Source organism: Paramesorhizobium salinisoli, assembly GCF_003335045.1.
GTDB lineage: Bacteria > Pseudomonadota > Alphaproteobacteria > Rhizobiales > Rhizobiaceae > Paramesorhizobium > Paramesorhizobium salinisoli.
Window position 1 is genome coordinate 551,799 of record NZ_QOZG01000001.1, and the last position, 13,612, is coordinate 565,410.

Below are 13,612 nucleotides of genomic sequence, written 5' to 3' on the forward strand. Positions count from 1 at the left end.
TTTAGCGGGAGCAGACGGGTAGACCCTTGTAAGGAGTGGCATTTGCGGAAGATCGTTTTCGGCGCATTGGCAGGCATCTCGGCAACGATGGCGATGACTGCCGCAATGCGCCAGATGTTCTTTCTTCTGAAAAACGAGCATCGCTATCCGCTGCCGCCACGCGAGATCATGGCGCAAATGCATGCCAAGGCTCCGGAGCGTACGTTGCGCACCGAAACCGTGCTGGCGCATTTCAGTTTCGGAGCCGCTACCGGCGCCCTCTACGCATTGCTGCCCCGGCGCCTTTCGAGCGGTCCGGCCTATGGCGTTCTCGTCTGGGCTCTGAGCTATCTCGGCTGGATCCCCGCGCTCTGCATCCTCTCTCCCGCCACAAAACACCCCATGCAACGAAATCTTCTCATGGTCGCGGCGCATGTCGTGTGGGGCCTTGCGCTGTCCGGCAGCCTGCGCGAACTCGACCGTTCAGCCCACAGCGTCTTCTCCCGTGGAGTGTCGCGGGATGCAATTTCGGGAAGACGGAAATGAAAGTCCTCGTCACAGGGGCCACCGGTTTGATCGGCTCTGCGATCTGCGCCCGCCTTTCCAGCGACGGACATGATGTGACCGCGATGATACGGCCGGGCAGCGCGCCTGTCCCCGCCTTCGTCAGTCGCGTCATCGCCCTCGACATGGCACAGGCCACCCAACCCGGCAACTGGACGCCTTATCTCGACGGAATGGAGGCAGTGGTCAATTGCGTCGGCGTTCTGCAGGACGGCCCGCGCGAGAATACCGAAGGCGTCCACGTCAGCGGCCCGTCTGCGCTGTTTCTTGCCTGCGAAGAGCTTGGCATCCGGCGCGTCATCCATCTCTCGGCCATCGGCGTGGATCGCGGACAGATGTCAGCTTTCTCGGAAACCAAGGCGCGCGGCGACGCGGTCCTCATGGATCGCGATCTCGATTGGGTGATCCTGCGCCCGTCCGTAGTGCTCGGCCGGCCCGTATACGGCGGGAGCGCCCTCTTCCGCGGCCTGGCGGCCCTTCCCCTCCTGCCGGTTATGAAGGATACGGGCGCATTGCAAATTGTACAGCTTGAAGACGTGACCGCTACGGTCGCATTCTTCCTCACAGCCTCGGCGCCGAAGCGGGTGGAGCTCGAACTCGCCGGACCGCAGAGGCTGACGGTGAGCGAAGTGGTGGCAAGCTACCGACGGTGGCTGGGATGGGGCCCCTCCCGGACGTTCGAGGTGCCTCGCCCCCTTGCGACGCTTCTCTATCGGGCTGGCGATCTTGTCGGCACGCTCGGCTGGCGGTCGCCGATGCGGAGCACCGCAGCCCGGGAGATCGTCCGTGGAGCGATCGGCGATGCGACACGCTGGCGTGAGATGACAGGGATCAATCCAAGATCGCTCGATGCCGCACTGGCGGCGGAGCCCGTGACAGTCCAGGAGCGCTGGTTCGCCAAGCTCTATTTCCTGAAACCACTCACCTTCATTGTGCTGGCGTTGTTCTGGCTGACCACCGGCATCCTCTCGCTAACAGCAGGCTTCCAGATCGGCGTCGATCTGATGGTTCGGGCACAAGCCGGCATTCTCGCCGCTCCAAGCGTGGTCGCCGGAGCAATCGCCGATATTCTCGTCGGCTTGGCGATCGCCTACCGCCCGACGACCCGGCGAGGTCTTTACGCGGCGATTGCGCTTTCGCTGTTCTATATTGTGGCGGGCACGATTCTGCTTCCCGAACTGTGGAAGGAGCCGCTGGGTCCGCTCCTGAAAATCTGGCCTATACTGGTGTTACATCTCGTGGCGCTCGCCATTCTGGATGAACGCTGATGCTCTATCTCGTCCTCAAATACCTGCATGTGATTGGCGCTTCGGTGTTGCTGGGCACCGGCGCCGGCATAGCCTTTTTCTTGCTGCTGGCGCACCGGACGGGCAATGCGGCCACTATAGCCGCCGTCGCGCGCATCGTCGTCATCGCGGATTTTGTCTTCACCGCGACCGCAGTGGTGGCGCAGCCCATCACCGGCGTCGCGCTGGCGTGGAATGCAGGCTACTCGCTCACCGAAAGCTGGATCGTGCTGTCGATTGTGCTCTACCTGATCACGGGCGCGTTTTGGCTTCCCGTCGTCTGGATGCAGATGGAGATGCGGCGGCTCGCGACCGAGGCGGCTACCAAAGGCACCGCTCTTCCCGCCCGCTATTTCACACTCTTCAGGCTCTGGTTCATCTTCGGCTTCCCGGCCTTCGGCGCAGTCGCGGCCATTTTCTGGTTGATGATAGCCCGCCCCGCTATCTGGTAAAGATTCCGGCCTTTTCCTGAGAATAATTCGAATTCGGGTCCTCGCACTCCGGAACAATAGCCAAATCCAGAAGTTTGATGTGTGGCGATGCGTGCCGACCGCAAACCCGCCGGTCGGCCGCCCGATACTGAAAGGAAGGAGCCCTAAATGGCAAACATGGATGATTGGCTGAACCAGTGGCTGCGTGACGCACACGCGATGGAAGAGCAGGCGGAGCAGATGCTGAGCGGTCAGGTAGGCCGTCTTGAGAACTATCCGCAATTGCGCGCCCGCATCGAGCAGCATCTGACGGAGACCAAATCGCAACGCGAACGGCTCGAGAGATGTATCGAGCAACGCGGCGCCTCTACCTCCACTGTAAAGGACGTCGCTGGAAAACTCACCGCGATGATGCAGAGCTTCGGCGGCATCATGGCTGGCGATGAAGTGGTGAAGGGAACGCTGGCAAGCTATACGTTTGAGCATATGGAGATCGCATCCTACCGTATTCTGATCGCCGCCGCCGAAGCGGTGGGCGACACCACGACCGCTCGCGTATGCGAGGAGATCTGCCGGGAGGAGGAAGCGATGGCCGCATGGCTCGCCGATCATGCAGACGAGGTAACGCGCGAATATCTGAAACGCGACCAAGTCGAGTTGGAAACGGCCAAGCGTTAGGAAGAGGCGGAGCACCGATTTTCCGGGTCCCGTTCTATTATCATGGACGTCACATCACAACTTCTTGGGGTATCGCAAAAACATCAGCGCCGGACTGAAGTCTGGCGCTGAAATTCATCCGATTTATATTACAAATGCAAGCTTCTGAAACGACGGCAATATTGGAAACGATTTGACTCTTATCCGCATGGAGCCCACACTTTTCAGGTCTTGGGTAACTCCAGTCTTTGCTTCACGGAGATCGACATGCCGATAAGAGGTGGCTATCCCGGCCACGAATCCGCCTATACCAGCGAAGACTGGCGCATCATGCAGTCAGCCTATCATAGATCCACGGCCCTGCTGGGCGCCACCAATACCAGAGATGCGGACCGGCTCGCCAGAGAAGTCATGCGCCTTTACAATCTCGGATATCGGGATATCGAAGCTTTGGCGTTCGCCGCCGCAAATGTCGAGAACAACCGCCGTGAGCACGATCTGGCAACAGCCGCACCCGTTGACCTGTCAGCTTAATGAGGGCGGCGCCTGTCCGGGCCGCCCTCTCAATCCTTATTGCATCTCACCTTCCAGCCATTTCACCTGATCCGGCGTCAGCACGATATCGAGGGCTGAAAGACTGTCCTCCAGTTCCCGCAAGTTCCGCGGACCGATCAACGGAAACACCGGGAAAGGCTGGTTCAGCACATAGGCCAGCGCGATATGGATAGGGCTGCGGCCAAGCTTGCGGGCAAGTTCGATGGCCCGGTCGCGGCGCCCGAAATTCTTCTCCGAATACCACACCCGCACCAGCTCTTCATCGTCCCGCTTGTCGCGTCCTGCCCGTTCGGTGAAGAAGCCGCGCCCCTGGCTGGACCAGGCGAAGTTCGGCATCTGCCGCGCCTCGAGCCATGTCTTCCATTCATCGTCCGACGCCGCGATGCAACCCGCCCAAATCGGCTCTATCATATGGGCCAGCGAGAAATTGTTGGATAGCGCGCCGGGCGGCGTCCGGCCATTCTTCTGCGCATAGGCGATTGCCTCGTCCATGCGCTCCCGCGTCCAGTTCGAGCCGCCATAGGGCCCGCGAATACGGCCGGCTTTCACCTCGGCATCGATGGCATCGACGAATTCCCCGACCGGTATGTCCGTATTGTCCCGGTGCATGAAATAGATATCGACATGATCGGTCTGCAGCCGGTCGAGCGAAGCGGCCAGTTGCCGGCCGATCACATCGGGATAGCAGAGCGGGGAATGTGCGCCCTTGCCGATCACGATCACATCCTGCCGCGGCACGCCCCGGCTGCTATGCCAATCGCCGAAGATCGCCTCGGTCTTGCCGCCGCCATAGACATAGGCCGTGTCGAAGAGATTGCCGCCCGCCTCGAAATAGGCATCAAGCGTCAGCGTGCTTGCCGCGAAATTCGGAAAGAACTCGAAGCCAAGCGCCACTACCGAGGCAGGCTTTTCAAGCCCGGGCATCGCCCGCTTCGGAACCGAATCTCCCTGGCGGAGCGCAGCGCCGGAAATGGTCCTGGTCTTGCTCGCGGCTTTTTCGACGATGTATTCGAGCCCGATCGATGCACGCCATTTGTCCAGCACCTGCAGATTGCCGACGGAATCCGCCCAAGCCATCCCCGGCGATGCGAACTCCTGCCTGCCCGCGCGAATGGCCTCGCCCGCCGCATCAACCTCGAAGGCATAGAGCCATCCATTTTCATGAACCTCAATGCTCTCGGTTGCGCCATCCGGCCTGACGATGTCGATCTTGCCGATACCGCCTTTAGGGCCCGCCGCATACCAGAAATCCCCGACCTCGATGCGGCCCTTTGAGCCGATGATGCGCAGCGTATTGTCCTGCTTCGCCATGATCGAACAGGACACTTCGGCGACGATGCCATTGGGGAATCTCAGCACCGCCGACGCCCATTCGTCCACGCCGGTCGCCCCGAGATGTCCGACGCCGAAGACCTTTTCCGGTTCGGCGAAGGCCTTGCCCTCGACAGCCCCCGCAATCAGCCGGACCATCGAGACGGGATAACCGCCGACATCGAGAATCCCCCCGCCGGCGGTCTCGCTGGAGAAGAGCCGATGCTCGGGGCGAACGCTTCCCATGTTGAAGCCGAAGCTCGAGCGGATGAGCCGCACATCTCCGATCACGCCGCTTTGGACCAGATGGATGAGCTTTGCCGTTTGCGGATGCAGGCGGTACATGAAGGCTTCGCCGGCAAAGACGCCTGCTTTCGCCGCCTCATGAAAGATCGCCTCGGCCTCATAAGCGCTCAGTCCGATGGGCTTTTCGACGAGAAAGTGCTTCCCGGCGCGGGCCGCTTTGATCGCCCATTCGGCATGGCCCGTATGTGGCGTGGCGATATAGACTGCATCGACATCCGGATCGTCCAGCAAGGCTTCGTAGCCGGCGATGATGCGTGCGCCGGCAAACCCCTCCGCAAGCCCGGGCCTGTTCGGATTACGCGTGGCGATGGCCTCCAGCCTTCCGGTATGGGAATGGGCGATACCCTCGGCGAATGTTCGGGCGATGGTGCCCGGTCCGATAATGCCCCAACGGATCGGCGCATGTTCAGTCATGGGAGAAATCCTCTTGATGGAATTGGAGGCCTCTTGGGAATTGGCCAGTTTCTGGATGTCTATTTCAGCCTCTTGCCCGCGCCGTCGAACAGATATGCTCGGCTCGATTTGATCGCGACGACGAACTTGTCGCGGTTGATTTCATTGCGGGATTCCTCGCGCTCGATGACGAGTTGCTCGCCATCCGCGACATTGGCGTAGATGTAGCTGGTATTGCCGAGATGCTCGGCCACATCGACCTTCACCGCGAGATCGGCGTCGCCCTGCCCTGCCTCGGCGAAATGCTCAGGTCGGACGCCGAGCGTCACCATTTCGCCAATGGCGGGCACATCGCGGACCGGCAGGGTCAGTTGCACAGCGTCCTGGTTCACGAGGCTGACAGTGACACTGTCGGGCGTCTTGCCGATGATCCTGGCCGCCATGAAATTCATCTTGGGCGAGCCGACGAAACCGGCGACGAACTGGTTGGCCGGATCATCATAGAGATCGAGCGGCGCGCCGATCTGCTCGATATTGCCACCCCGCAAGACCACGATCTTGTCGGCGAGCGTCATCGCCTCCGTCTGGTCATGGGTGACATAGATCATGGTGGTGCCTAACTCCTTGTGGAGCCTGGAAATCTCGACACGCATCTGCACGCGCAGTTCGGCATCCAGATTGGAAAGCGGCTCGTCGAAGAGGAAGACGCGCGGCTCGCGCACGATGGCGCGACCGATGGCGACGCGCTGGCGCTGGCCACCCGACAATTGCCTTGGCCGCCGGTCCAGAAGCTCGGTGATCTGCAGGATCTCCGCTGCCCGCCTGATCCTCCTCTCCGTATCGGCCTTCGGGTTTCCAGTCATCCGCAGGCCGAAGCCCAGGTTCTGCTCGACTGTCATGTGCGGATAGAGCGCATAGGACTGGAAAACCATGGCAATGCCCCGATCTGCCGGCTCGACATCATTCACCACGGCGCCGCCGATCCAGATCTCGCCACCGGTGATGTCCTCCAGTCCCGCGATCATGCGCAGGAGGGTTGACTTGCCGCAGCCGGATGGCCCGACGAACACGACGAACTCGCCATCACTCACCTCAAGGCTGGCATCCCGGATGATCTCGAAATTGCCGAACCGCTTGACGACATTCTTCAGTGAAAGTTCAGCCATGCAGCGTTTCTCCGTTACTTGACCGCGCCAGCAGCGATGCCGGCGATGAAATGGCGTTGCAGAAGGACGAAGACGACCAGCATGGGCCCGGTAAGCACGACCGCACCCGCCATGATGCCGCCCCAGGAAACCTTGGTAAAGCCGATCAATGTCCCGAGCGCCACCGGCGCCGTCATCATGTCCGGCCGCGAATTGATGAGCAGCGGCCAGAGATAATTGTTCCAGGAAGCCAGGAAGAGGATAATCGAAAGCGCTGCCATGGTCGGTCGGGCAAGCGGCAGCGCGATGCGCAGGAAGATCTGCCATTCCTTGACGCCCTCGACCCGCGCGGCGTCGAACAATTCGCTCGGCATCATCGTAAATGCCTGACGCATGAAGAGCACTCCAAGCGAATTGAACAAAGGCGGCACGACGAGCGCTATCCAGCTATTGGACATCTTGAATTCGCGGGCCACCATGATGAATTGCGGGATCACCACGACGAAGTAAGGCAGGGTTATCGTGCCGAGAATGATGGCGACGACTATGGACCGGCCCAGGAAGCGGTAACGCGCGAGCGCCCATCCGGCCATCGACGTCAGCATCACCGACAGCACCGTATAAACCACCGCCACCGTGATCGAGATCGTCAATGCCCGCAGGAAATTCGTATCAGCCTGCAGATTTCTGAAATTCTCGGCAAAATGCGTAGACGGCAGAAGCTCGATCCGCGGGCTGAATATTCCATGATCCGGCATGGTGGAGAAGACCACCATCATCCACAGCGGAAACAGCCAGATGATTGCAAGCGGCGTGAGCGCCAGATGGAGCAGGAGCGAGCGGGTGGCCGTAGATCTCGATTTCGATTTCATTTCGGTTCACGCCCCAGCCAGAGATTGAGCAGCGAAATCAGCACCGCGAGCGCGGCAATCGTGTAGGCGATGGCGGAGGCATAACCGAAATTCAGCGATACGAAGCCCTGCCGGTAGAGGAACAGGCCAAGCGTTTCCGTTCCGCCGCCCGGGCCGCCCCGATCAGTGATGAGAAAGGGTTCCGTGAAGAGTTGCATCGAGCCAATGATCGACAGCACCATGCAGAACAGGATGATCGGGCGCAGCAGCGGCAGCGTTATGAAGAAGAACTGCCTGATCTTGCTCACCCGGTCGAGCGTGGCTGCCTCATAGACATCGTTCGGAATCGACTGGAGACCGGCAAGAATGATGATGGCGTTGTACCCGGCCCAGCGCCAGGTGACGGCGATGATCAGTAGCGCCATGGCCGGCGGCTTTTCCGCGAACCAGGAAACTGAGGGAATACCGACTGTGTTGAGGAGCTTGTTGATGATGCCGAAATTGAGATTGAACATCAGTCGGAAAACCGCGGCGTAGGCCACCTCGCCCACCACGACGGGCGCGAAAAAAGCAAAGCGGAACAGGCCGCGCGCCTTGAGCAGCGGCGAATTGAGCAAGACCGCCATGATCGTAGCGAGCGTGATCATCACCGGCACCTGGACGACCAGGATAAGCAGCGTGTTTTTCAAAGCGTTGTAGAAAGCGGGATCGCGGGACAATCGCCCCCAATTGAGGCCGGGACTGAAAGTCCATGGATTGACGCGCGTATTCTGAAACGAGAGCAAGAATGAATCGATGATCGGCCAAAGCCAAAAGGCCGTAAAGATAAGGAGATAGGGGGCAAGGAACGCATAAGCGATCCGATTGCGCGACTGCATCGGTGTCCTCCTCCATCAACCGTCGAAATCAGAGTGTCGGCGAGCCGAGGAACACGGCCGCATGCGATTGCATCCGGCCGCGTCTCGAACTTTATTCCGCGATGGGAAGACCCGTGGCGTCGGCGATCTGGCTGGCAGCATCGTCCAAAGCAGCCTTCGCATCAGGATAGTCGCCGCTAAAATATTTGGTCTGGGTGGCTATATAGATCGCGTCCGCGTCACCCTGAAACTGTGTACCGCGGCTCGGCACGACCTTGGGCAGGGTCGAAAGGATATCGGACCAGATGGCCTGGTTGTCCCAATAAGGCTGCGGTTCGGCAACGAAAGGGTCCTTCACCGCGCTCAGGAGCGACGGAACGAGGCCGAAGGATTTCAGCATCGTCACCTGGGCCTCGTCGGTGCCCAGCGCATAGTTGACAAACGCCCAGGCGGCTTCCTTGTTCTTCGAACTGTTGCTGATGGCAAGCGACGAGCCCCCGAGATTGGCGGCGCGCGGACCGTCGGCAGTCAGGCTCGGCATGAGATAGACGCCCCATTTTCCGGCAAGATCGGGCGCTGTCGAGCGGATCGTCCCCTCATACCAGCCGCCATAGAGCTGGCTGGCGACGGCGCCCGCCTTGTTCGCCTGGGCCTTTTCTTCCCAATTGGCGGCTGTGATGATGCCGGCGTCCTTCATTTCCTTGATCTTTTCCAGCGTTGCGACACAGGCCGGCTGGTTGATCGTGATCGATTGGCCATCCGTCGAGAAAAAGCCGCAGCCCTGCTCATTGGTGATCATGCGGAACCATTCGCTATCCGCGTTGAAATCGCCTTGCGTCATGACGACGCCGGAATTGGCTTCGGCGATCTTCTTGCCGGCGGCAATGAAATCGTCCCAGGTCTTGATCGTCTGCGGATCGACGCCCGCCTTTTCGTAGAAGTCGCGGCGATAGAATACCGCGACCGGTCCGGAATCCCACGGCATGGCATAGGCGACATCGCCGACTTCGAGTTCCGTGCGTTTGAAATCAGGAAATTTTGCCTGGATCTCGGCGGTATAACCAAGCTCCTTGAGATTGGCGAAGCAATCCGGAAAGCGGTTCCAATAGACTTCGGCTTCGAAATTCTCGATCGTCACGATATCCGGCAGGCTCTCTCCCCCCGCCGCGCAGCCCGCGAGCGATTTGTCGAAGACCTGATCATTGCCGAGGTCCTGAATATTGACCTTCACATCAGGGTATTTCTTGTTGAAGCCTTCCAAGGTCGATCTCAGCGACGATGCGGCGACATTCCAGCTCCAGATGGTGATTTCGCCCGATTGGGCAAGCGCGGGCAGACAGCCGAGGCCGGAAACAAAACCCAGAGCTGCGGCGCCAAGAAGATTGAAGCGCATTGAAAATCCTCCCTTTTCAATTGCTTGTTCTTTGCGAACCCTGCTAAATTAGCTGCAAGGGAGCGGAAGTCTCCTAAAAGAGGAACATGGAGTTGGCGGAAAGTAAGATTCGGGAAAAACCGATCTATCAACCGGGTGCGAGCAGCATCGAGGGCCTGCCGACTGCCTTGCAAATGTTCCACAATCACCCGCCAGTCATGGCCATGCCCCACTGGCATGCGCAGGTGGAAGTCAATTTTATCATGCACGGCTCCGTTCGCTATCGCGTGAACAACCAGACGATTGAGCTCGGCGCGGGTGACATGTGCCTGTTCTGGGGCGGGCAGCCGCATCAGATGGATTTCTCGTCCGATGATTCCCTCTACGCCGGCGCACACTTGCCGCTGGTGCATTTCTTCCGCATGCGCCTGCCAGACAGCGTCTCCGCGCAGCTCATGCAGGGCGCGACGCTGATCACAGCCGCCACCGATGCCGCTGACATGGAGAATTTTCCGCGCTGGGTCCGCTATACCCGCTCGGGCGACCCGGCCAGGGTCGAACATGCCGTCAACGAATTGCTGCTGCGCGTTGAGCGGATCGTCTTCGAGCCCTATCGGATGATACCGGAAAAGACGATGATCGCCGCCAACGATCAGACCGGCCAGCAATCCTCGCGCACCGTCGCCCGCATGTGCGACTTCATCGCCAACAACTTCCTGCAGGATATCGATTCCGTCGCTATAGCCGTCGCCGCCGGCCTGCATCCAAAATATGCGATGAGCGTCTTCAGGAGATCGACCGGCATGACGCTCAACAATTATGTCAACCTGCTCCGCCTTTCCTATGCGCAGGCAATGCTGCTGCGCGATGAGGTCAACGTGCTGCAGGTCGCCATGGAAAGCGGCTTCGGCTCGCTGAGCGCCTTCAACAAATCATTCCGCAATATCGCCGGCATGCCGCCGTCCGATTTCAGGCGCGCCATGCGCAACTGCAGCCTCGCCTGATCATAATGCCGCCACCTCTTTGAGCCCGATCTGCGCGGCACCCCGATTTTTCTTCGAGACTTGTCGGATCGCCAGATCTCCGTTCGTCCTTGGAACGGCCCACATGGGCGTGACTATCCCGGGAGCCCCGGGGATCATTGAAAGGTGACATGGATCATGACCGAACGAGCTGGAGCGACCGCCACCTCCAACCCGAGCCCGAAAGTCCTGGGAGGGCTCGTGCCCTATCTCCAGGTCGATGGCGCCCTCAAGGCGGCCCAATTCTACAAACGCGCCTTCGGAGCCGAGGAAGCCTTCGTCGTCCCGCCCGATGAACAGGGCCGGACGATGCACGTCCATCTTTATATCAATGGCAGTTCCCTCATGCTCTGCGATCCCTACCCCGACCACGGCCATCCCCTGGAAAAGCCACAAGGCTTCACGATGCAGCTGGTCGTCGACGATATAGACGCCTGGTGGAACCGCGCAGTCGAAGCCGGCGCCGAAGTGGTCATGCCGATCGAGGTGATGTTTTGGGGCGACCGCTACGGCCAGCTCCGCGATCCCTTCGGCATTCTCTGGGCCATGAACGCACCTGTCAAAGCCGGCTGAGGCGTGCGGGAATCATCGCTCGACAAAGGCGCGAAGCCGCGACAAGGCATCGTCCCATTGCTGCGAAACCTCGTCGAGATAGGATTTGATCTCGGCGATCGGTTCCGGCTGCAATGTGAATTGGCTTTCCCGACCGACGCGAGAGCTTTTCACCAGCCCTGCGCTCTCCAGCACGCGCAGGTGCTTGGTGACAGCCTGCCGCGTGATCTCGGTGTCCACCGACAGATTTGCTATCGAGCGCATTTGCCCGTCGCTCAGCTTCATCAAAAGCGAAAGGCGCGTTCGGTCGCCCAGAGCTGCGAAAATAGGTGCTGGATCCGGATCGTGAGTATGAGCGCTATGACTGGACATGGGCCTCGATGTTCTTCATCTGCTCCGCCCAGCCCTCCGCATTCATGCGCAATGCATCCGGCCGCCGATGGCTCGGCAGCGCATCGAAGCCGGACTCCACGACGCTCAGGCGCGTTCCCGTCGATGTCGGTTCCAGCCGGAATTCGACAAGCGTCGGCTCTTCGCCGGAATAGTCAACATCGGGGTCCACAGCATGCGGATGCCATGTGAAGGAGAAATACCGGGGCGCGTCCATGTGCTTGATGACCGCCTCCCAAATGACATGCTCATAACCGGGATAGGTGATGCGGCCTCGGGAAATTTCCCCCGGCACGAAGGGGCCCTCCAGGTTCACACCGAACCATGAGCCGAACTCTTCAAAATCGGTCAACGCACGCCAAACACGTTCGACAGGCGCATTCAACTCGATGCTCTTCTGGATACGATCTGCCATAATGCAACCTCCTGGTTGCTGATAACATGACACAGCGGGTTCAAAAGCGCAACCTTCTGGTTGCCATCAATTAAGGCAGAAATGTGGCAAATTGCTCCCCATTTATTAGGGTTGCGACTCACCTGTCATTTATCGCACAAATTGCAGGCCGGATGTTCCATCGGCGCTGAGGCCCGGCCCCCACCCGCAACCAACACCCAGGTCGGGCCTCTTCCCTTCCCAGAAAAATATCGGTTTCACATCAGTCAGCAAGCGACCAGCGTGGTTTGCGGCTCGCCTGCCTGTCGGCAGGTTGTGCCAAGAGATACGTTTCTCGAAAAACGCTACCAGCAGTTGACTTTTTCAAGGATATACAATCTTTTGCGCCCAATTCATTTTGGGGGCTACAGTGAAAAAACCGAAGGGTAGCACGTTTAAAGACACATTGCTTTGGCTGAGCTATGCTCTGATATTCGTGGCAATCGCACTTGCGTTCAATTATCTACGCAGCACGTTCATGTGATTGGCGAATAACAGGCCGGCGTTGAAGAAGCATCTTCTTCTTGGCATTTGGCGCGAGGAAAAATAACGGCGGGCCACAGGAATGACCCGCCGTCTTTTTTAAAGTTGGACTTGCTTAATCCATGTCGGAATAAGCACGCTTGGCGCGACGGTATTCGACCCCGTCATTAACCCGAATGGTCTTTGCGCTACGGATGATGCGCTCCGGCAGAACTTCCGTACGGTTGATGTACCGGTTCTGCGTTACAACCCGCGGACGCTCGTGAATACGCGTAACGACGTTGGTGCGCACGACCGGCTGAACGCGATTGACAGCCACGATGCGATTGACGTGACGGACATAGCGCGTCTTTTGGACATCACGATAGCGCGTGACGTTCTTCACCTTGCGAACGGTCCTGTAATTATAGACCGTATCCGTGGTCGGGCGCACATTGGCACGGTTAACGATCGTCTTACTAGTCGTTACATGGCGGGTAGGAAGAACGTTCGTGCGGGAGCCATAGCTGTTTTCACGGATCACGGCGGTCTTGTTACGGACGCGCGTTACTACGTTGACGCGGGTCACCGGCTGAACGCGCGTCACGTTCACGATGCGCCGTGTATGCGTCACCATGCGGGGACGCTCGACATCCCGATACTTGGTGACGTTGCGAACCTGGCGGGTGGTTGTTCCATCGCGATAGGTCGTATCGACCTTCGTGGTCGCGATCGGCCTTTTGGTGCGTTCGGCGGCATTGGCAGAAACAGTTATCGCAACCATCGATGCGCTTGCCAGAGCGGCAATGGCAAAGATTGTTTTGAAGGACTTCATCATGACTATGTCTCCTGGGGTTAAATTAGAGAGTTACACATGCTCAGAACTAAGTCCTCAGTCGCCCTCTCAGCTGAACCGGACCTAACCTGAATAACTCTAATCAATATTCTTTTGGATTGTACAACGGGAAAGAAAAACACCACTTATTCTACTTTAAAATAATCCAGATAATTTTTAATTATTTTAGAACAACCGGACAATATTTGCT

General features: G+C 58.9%; 15 protein-coding genes. 7 read left to right on the forward strand and 8 right to left on the reverse strand.

All coding sequences use genetic code 11. From position 1 onward, the window contains the following. Positions 1 to 42: 42 nt before the first annotated feature. The 5 genes from DUT91_RS02560 to DUT91_RS02580 all read left to right on the forward strand — a co-directional run bounded on the left by DUT91_RS02560 (position 43) and on the right by DUT91_RS02580 (position 3,451). Positions 43 to 525, forward strand: coding sequence for a hypothetical protein (locus tag DUT91_RS02560; RefSeq protein ID WP_200834876.1), 483 nt, complete (start codon positions 43 to 45; stop codon positions 523 to 525). Then, positions 522 to 1,811 carry an SDR family oxidoreductase gene (locus tag DUT91_RS02565; protein ID WP_114438769.1) on the forward strand — a complete coding sequence of 430 codons (1,290 nt, stop codon included), beginning with the start codon at positions 522 to 524 and terminating at the stop codon, positions 1,809 to 1,811. Before DUT91_RS02560 ends, DUT91_RS02565 begins: the two co-directional genes overlap by 4 nt. Continuing rightward, complete coding sequence (locus DUT91_RS02570; RefSeq protein WP_114438770.1) at positions 1,811 to 2,281, forward strand: DUF2269 family protein; 471 nt, start codon at positions 1,811 to 1,813, stop codon at positions 2,279 to 2,281. Before DUT91_RS02565 ends, DUT91_RS02570 begins: the two co-directional genes overlap by 1 nt. Positions 2,282 to 2,428: 147 nt before the next feature. Further along, positions 2,429 to 2,938 (forward strand): ferritin-like domain-containing protein, encoded by a 510-nt coding sequence (locus tag DUT91_RS02575; RefSeq protein ID WP_114438771.1) that lies wholly within the window; start codon positions 2,429 to 2,431, stop codon positions 2,936 to 2,938. Positions 2,939 to 3,184: 246 nt separating this feature from the next. Further along, complete coding sequence (locus DUT91_RS02580) at positions 3,185 to 3,451, forward strand: hypothetical protein (protein ID WP_114438772.1); 267 nt, start codon at positions 3,185 to 3,187, stop codon at positions 3,449 to 3,451. A 36-nt stretch (positions 3,452 to 3,487) separates the two neighbouring features. On the opposite strand, the gene DUT91_RS02585 is transcribed toward DUT91_RS02580, so the two are convergent. The 5 genes from DUT91_RS02585 to DUT91_RS02605 all read right to left on the reverse strand — a co-directional run bounded on the left by DUT91_RS02585 (position 3,488) and on the right by DUT91_RS02605 (position 9,728). Continuing rightward, positions 3,488 to 5,503 (reverse strand): aldo/keto reductase, encoded by a 2,016-nt coding sequence (locus DUT91_RS02585; RefSeq protein WP_114438773.1) that lies wholly within the window; start codon positions 5,501 to 5,503, stop codon positions 3,488 to 3,490. A 59-nt stretch (positions 5,504 to 5,562) separates the two neighbouring features. Next, positions 5,563 to 6,648 (reverse strand): ABC transporter ATP-binding protein, encoded by a 1,086-nt coding sequence (locus DUT91_RS02590; RefSeq protein WP_114438774.1) that lies wholly within the window; start codon positions 6,646 to 6,648, stop codon positions 5,563 to 5,565. Between the two features lie 14 nt (positions 6,649 to 6,662). Beyond that, complete coding sequence (locus DUT91_RS02595; protein ID WP_114438775.1) at positions 6,663 to 7,499, reverse strand: carbohydrate ABC transporter permease; 837 nt, start codon at positions 7,497 to 7,499, stop codon at positions 6,663 to 6,665. Further along, a complete protein-coding gene (locus tag DUT91_RS02600; protein WP_114438776.1) occupies positions 7,496 to 8,356 on the reverse strand; it encodes a carbohydrate ABC transporter permease in 861 nt (286 codons plus the stop codon). The genes DUT91_RS02595 and DUT91_RS02600 overlap by 4 nt, the downstream gene beginning before the upstream one ends. 91 nt (positions 8,357 to 8,447) lie before the next feature. Further along, positions 8,448 to 9,728, reverse strand: a complete 1,281-nt coding sequence (locus DUT91_RS02605; RefSeq protein ID WP_114438777.1) for an ABC transporter substrate-binding protein — start codon at positions 9,726 to 9,728, stop codon at positions 8,448 to 8,450. 86 nt (positions 9,729 to 9,814) lie between these two features. Between DUT91_RS02605 and DUT91_RS02610 the strand changes: the two genes are divergently transcribed. Together DUT91_RS02610 and DUT91_RS02615 are read left to right on the forward strand one after the other, a co-directional pair. Next, on the forward strand, positions 9,815 to 10,711 hold the full coding sequence (locus DUT91_RS02610; protein ID WP_114438778.1) for a helix-turn-helix domain-containing protein: 897 nt from the start codon (positions 9,815 to 9,817) through the stop codon (positions 10,709 to 10,711). Positions 10,712 to 10,867: 156 nt separating this feature from the next. After that, the gene (locus DUT91_RS02615; protein WP_114438779.1) at positions 10,868 to 11,302 is read left to right on the forward strand and encodes a VOC family protein; all 435 of its coding nucleotides are present in this window, start codon (positions 10,868 to 10,870) and stop codon (positions 11,300 to 11,302) included. A 12-nt stretch (positions 11,303 to 11,314) separates the two neighbouring features. On the opposite strand, the gene DUT91_RS02620 is transcribed toward DUT91_RS02615, so the two are convergent. From DUT91_RS02620 to DUT91_RS02630, 3 genes are all read right to left on the reverse strand, one after another. After that, entirely contained in the window at positions 11,315 to 11,653 is a 339-nt protein-coding gene (locus DUT91_RS02620; protein ID WP_200834877.1) for an ArsR/SmtB family transcription factor, read from the reverse strand. Then, positions 11,640 to 12,086, reverse strand: coding sequence for an SRPBCC family protein (locus DUT91_RS02625; RefSeq protein WP_114438780.1), 447 nt, complete (start codon positions 12,084 to 12,086; stop codon positions 11,640 to 11,642). Before DUT91_RS02625 ends, DUT91_RS02620 begins: the two co-directional genes overlap by 14 nt. A gap of 616 nt (positions 12,087 to 12,702) precedes the next feature. Then, positions 12,703 to 13,404 (reverse strand): hypothetical protein, encoded by a 702-nt coding sequence (locus DUT91_RS02630; RefSeq protein ID WP_114438781.1) that lies wholly within the window; start codon positions 13,402 to 13,404, stop codon positions 12,703 to 12,705. Between the last annotated feature and the right edge of the window lie 208 nt (positions 13,405 to 13,612).